This is a genomic window from Litorivivens sp. (assembly GCF_041625495.1).
Lineage (GTDB): Bacteria > Pseudomonadota > Gammaproteobacteria > Pseudomonadales > Spongiibacteraceae > Litorivivens.
Genome location: NZ_JBFJTH010000221.1, coordinates 1 through 5,016 on the forward strand (window position 1 = coordinate 1; position 5,016 = coordinate 5,016).

A 5,016-nucleotide genomic window follows, 5' to 3' on the forward strand; every position below is an offset into this window, starting at 1 on the left:
AGCGCGAGACCGATTGGGCATCAAACCGCTCTACTACGCTATAACAGAATCGGAGTTACTTTTTGCTTCAGAGATCAAAGCTATACTCGCGGGCAGTAACCAGAGCCCCAGCTTAAACCGCGCCATACTGCCGGAATACCTAGCATCCCGATATGTTGCAGGCAACGAAACCTTTTTTGAGGGTGTCCATAAACTACTACCCGGCCGAACCTTATCCTGGTCCGCCGCGAAGGGCCTTACGGAACACCACTACTGGCAGCCACCCAAGGTTATCGAGGATACTCATTTCGGCTATCAAGACCACGTTCACGCTGTGCGCAACGCACTGGACGAGGCCGTTCAAAGCCACTTGGTCAGCGACGTACCTATCGGTCTTTTCCTCTCCGGCGGACTGGACTCTACAGCCCTAGCCGGACTAATGGCCCCGAAGGTCAGCGGGGCAATAAAGACTTTCTCGGTCGGCTTCAAGGAAGCATCGGCGAATGAGCTGCACTATGCACGCCTGGCGGCGAGATCAGTCGACGCCGAGCACAGGGAGATACTTCTCTCACCAGACCAATTCTTTGCTGAGTTACCCCATCTGTTGTGGCACGAAGATGAACCCATCGCATTTACATCGAGCATTCCGCTTAACGTTATTTCTCGACTTGCACGGCAACACGTCAAGGTTGTACTGACAGGTGAAGGCGCGGACGAACTATTCCTGGGCTACGGCCATCGCTACCGAACCACTATCTGGAATACACGCCTCGGTGGCCTCTATGAAGGTACGCTACCCGGAACCTTACGGCTGCGTATAGCCCAGATCATCCCTGACCTACCGAAAAGACTACGACGGTACGCAGAACGCTCATTCCTCGCGCTTGGATGCAACCCCAGGTCCATTTTCTTCGACAATTTTTCGGTATTTCGAGATGGCACGAGACAACAACTGCTATCAGACCACTCACTCGAGGCTAGTCGTGATATCTACAAGCCACATCTGGAAAACTACCTGGCTGCCGGAAGTGACACGCTGGCCTGCATGAGCAATGCCGACCTGCAGACCTATCTTGTAGAACTGCTGATGAAGCAGGATCAAATGAGCATGGCAGCATCGTTGGAAAGCCGGGTTCCCTTCCTGGATCACCGCCTGGTCGACATGGTCGCCGCTATTCCTGGCCGCCACCGGATGCACGGCGGCCGCACCAAAGGGCTGCTTCGCGATGCTGTGAAAGATATTGTTCCGACAGCGATTATGAATCGCAGCAAGATGGGTTTCCCTGTTCCGGTTGGTGACTGGCTGCGCGGTCCGTTTTCGGGAATGGTTGAGGAATTTGTTCTCAGCGAACGAGCACAGCGGCGCGATCATTTTAACCGTGACCACCTGTCTCGGCTCGCCCATGAGCATCACAGCGGGAGCGCCAACCACGGCGACCAGCTATGGCTTCTGATCAATCTGGAAATGTGGCAACGCATCTATATCGACGGCGAACCTCATGAGCAGATGTACTCAGGAATAGCCAGTCGCTCGGTACCAAACGCATCCTCTATTGACTCCGCAGAGTGGGTATCCGTATGACCATTAGCATGCTTAAACTAGCCGATTCTGAACTTCCCTCCCCGAGCACGAGCGGCATCGATGAATCATACAGCGACCTTAGAATTGACCAACTGAGAATCCTGTGGGTAAAGGTGGGCGGGCTCTGGCCACTCAACAGCGGTGGGCGACTGCGTAGCTTTCATTTGATTAATGAGTTATCCAAGCACAATGAGATGACAGTAATTACGACTCACACCCCGTCTGAAGACCCACAAGCGCTTGCGGCACAGCTTACGACCTGCCGCGCTATTCGCTCAATACCCTATACACCAGCAAAAAAGCACAGCCTTCGATTTCTGCTCGCCTTAGCCCGCTCACTGTTCACGCGTCTACCGGTGGATCTACATAAGAATCGCATTCCGGCGCTAGGCAGAGAAGTCGCGAGCCAACTTGAGTCGGGCCAATTTGATATTTGCATCGCTGATTTTCTCGTCGCAGTACCCAACTTACCGAGAAATCTTAAAACGCCAATACTATTCTTTGAGCACAATGTGGAATTCATGATATGGAAACGTCTACAAAAGACTCAGAACAGTCTCATCGGTCGCGCACTTCTCGGTCTTGAATGGCGAAAAATGCGGCGTTACGAACATGACGCCTGCGAACGTGCTGGCGTAACTGTTGCGGTTTCCGAGGATGATCGCAAACAGCTTGCGCTGGGCGCTCCCAACAGCAGGATTGAGGCGATTCCAACCGGTGTCGATGTAGACTATTTTAAACCTGGCGACATCGCACAGGAGATACCCACTGAGCTCGTATTCACTGGCTCCATGGACTGGCACCCTAACGAGGACGCCATGCTCTATTTCATCGACAAGATCCTGCCATTGGTGCGGCGCCAGTATCCGCAAATAACTGTGACAATGGTTGGCCGCAACCCCAGTGAATCACTGCGAAAGGCAGCATTATCTGCGAATGTATGCCTTACCGGCACCGTAGCTGACGTAAGACCTTATATCGAACGCGCCGCCATCTACATTGTTCCATTGCGAATAGGTGGCGGAACTCGACTGAAAATATACGAAGCTCTAGCCATGGGAAAACCCGTGGTCAGCACCACCATCGGCGCGGAGGGCCTCCCGCTTGAGGACGGCAAGCACATTCTCCGCGCGGACGATCCGGAAACTTTCTCGCAGGCTATATTCGCACTGTTAGGGAATCAGAATCAGCGTTTGCGCATGGCCAGATACGGGCGCGAACTGATGGAACAGGAATACTCCTGGAGACGCGTGGCGGGGGATTTCGAGCGTATCTGCAGGAGTCTGGCTAAACACCGCGGCACTTAGACGAAGACGGTTATTAAGAACACTTTAGAACCTTTCAACACCCGTAATTCTTTCTTCTTCATTTCCTAACGACATTGGCGTTAACGTGAGCCCGACCAAAGCGATAGATGCTTATCGGACAACGCTGCCTTTGACTTTTTCGCCCAGAATACCGGGCATATCAACTGGAGTTTATCCCATGAAACCATCAATTAGCGTGTTTGGGCTTGGCTACGTCGGATGTGTAAGCGCAGCTTGCTTCGCGCAAGCTGGGCACCAGGTCACGGGCGTCGATGTTAACGACGAAAAAGTGCACATGATCAACGATGAGGGAAAGTCGCCAATCATCGAACCTGGGCTCGACGCCCTGATTCAATCAATGGTGAGTCGCGGTAGTCTGCGCGCCACAACCTCATGCGGTGAAGCGGTAGCACAGTCCGACGTAGCCTTCATCTGCGTCGGCACCCCGGGAGACCGACATGGGAAGCTTCAACTCGATGCCCTGGCACGCGTCAGCCGTGAAATTGGAGAGGCTCTGCAAGGACGGAACCGGGAATTCACGGTCGTAGTCCGCAGCACAGTACTCCCTGGAACGGCGGAAAGCACAGTTCGCAATGCACTTTTCGCAGGCGCTGGAAAAGAGGCCAAGTCGTGGCTAAATATTGCTGTCAACCCAGAGTTTATCCGGGAAGGCACTGCACTGAAGGATTTCGCGAATCCGCCCTTTACACTGGTGGGATGCGACAACAATAAGACAGCAACCCTACTAAACGACATATACACGTCGGTTGATGCTCCGTTCATTCATACAGAAATCCCCACCGCTGAGACCGTAAAGTACGTATCCAACGTTTACCATGCATTAAAGATCTGCTTTGCCAACGAGATTGGCGATATTTGCACGGGCCTCGGCGTAGACGCACAGGAAGTTATGCGAATATTTCGTCAGGACGATAAACTCAATATCTCAGAAGCATACCTAAGACCGGGTTTCGCCTTTGGCGGATCTTGCCTCCCGAAAGACATCAAGGCACTACTCTACGCAGCTCACCACGCTGACGTCGCTCTACCGATGCTGGACGCCATTCTTCCATCCAATCAGGCCCAGATCAACCAGGCCGTTGAGGCTGTAATGACAACCGGCAGAAAACGTGTGGGTATTTTTGGCCTAGCATTCAAACCCGATACCGATGATCTCCGCGAAAGCCCGCTGGTAACACTGGTCGAAACGCTGATAGGCAAAGGCTGCGATGTTCGAATCCTTGATCACAACGTTGCCATCGCTAAACTCACCGGCGCGAATCGACGCTATATAGTTGAAGAGATACCCCATATTTCCACGCTTATGTGCGATAACGTACACGCCTTGCTCGACCACGCCGATGTCGTCGTTGTCAGTGATGCGAGCGAATCGCTGGAACTGGTGCGCCCCGATCAAACGGTAATCGACCTTACCAGGGGAGCACTGACAGTGAAATCTGCCGTGCAGAAAGCAAGCTGATTCCGGCGTGAAGAACTGGTCGCATCATCGAAGCAGCTCGGCGCTCGGGCTGTTAATCGTATCCGTCGCATTGACATCGGCAACCGATACTTTCGCCCTAGGCGTCACGCCTGAGTTACCCAGGGTTCAGGCGGCAAGCGCCGCTCATTCTGAAGGCATCGTTATAAACGTAAATGCCGGTGATGATTTACAGCAGGCGCTTCGTGAAGCCAATCCCGGCGACACTATAGCACTGGAAGCCGGCGCGAGTTTTGTGGGGCCGTTTTTCCTGCCAAGAAAATCTGCTGCCGACAACATTGTACTCAAACCAGAAGGAAAGCGTTGGATCACCATAAGGTCCACCAATACTGATTCGTCTTTACCCGCGCCCGGTATCCGTGTGTCGCCGGCGAACGCTTCATCGATGGCGAATTTATCGTCTTCTTCGGGCGCTGTAGTTACAACCGAAAGTGGCGCTAACCACTACAGATTCGTCGGTATAAGATTTAGTCCGACAGAATCACCTTATGAACGACCGATCAAAGAGCTCGTCCTCCTCGATGGCAGCGGCATGTTCAGACGACCTATGGAAAAAGCGGATTTACCACGCCAGTTCATATTTGAACGCTGCTATTTCCAGGGTCATGCAATACTCGGAACCCGTCGTGGCATCGTCATTAATGCAGGTC

General features: G+C 53.0%; 4 protein-coding genes. All 4 read left to right on the top strand.

The window, feature by feature from the left end:
• Nucleotides 1–1,561 (top strand): asparagine synthase (glutamine-hydrolyzing) (gene asnB / locus ABYP39_RS17290; RefSeq protein ID WP_372783836.1); only part of this gene is annotated, 1,561 nt, incomplete at its 5' end.
• A gap of 8 nt (nt 1,562–1,569) precedes the next feature.
• The gene (locus ABYP39_RS17295) at nt 1,570–2,868 is read left to right on the top strand and encodes a glycosyltransferase family 4 protein (protein ID WP_372783838.1); all 1,299 of its coding nucleotides are present in this window, start codon (nt 1,570–1,572) and stop codon (nt 2,866–2,868) included.
• Between the two features lie 178 nt (nt 2,869–3,046).
• Nucleotides 3,047–4,348, top strand: a complete 1,302-nt coding sequence (locus ABYP39_RS17300; protein ID WP_372783840.1) for a nucleotide sugar dehydrogenase — start codon at nt 3,047–3,049, stop codon at nt 4,346–4,348.
• A gap of 7 nt (nt 4,349–4,355) precedes the next feature.
• Nucleotides 4,356–5,016, top strand: a 661-nt coding sequence (locus tag ABYP39_RS17305) for a hypothetical protein (RefSeq protein WP_372783842.1), incomplete at its 3' end; no start/stop codon positions are given.

Excerpts from the sequence above, each read along its gene's own strand:
- ABYP39_RS17295 (WP_372783838.1), top strand. The coding sequence starts at position 1,570 with ATGCTTAAACTAGCCGATTCTGAACTTCCCTCCCCGAGCACGAGCGGC.
- ABYP39_RS17300 (WP_372783840.1), top strand. The coding sequence starts at position 3,047 with ATGAAACCATCAATTAGCGTGTTTGGGCTTGGCTACGTCGGATGTGTA.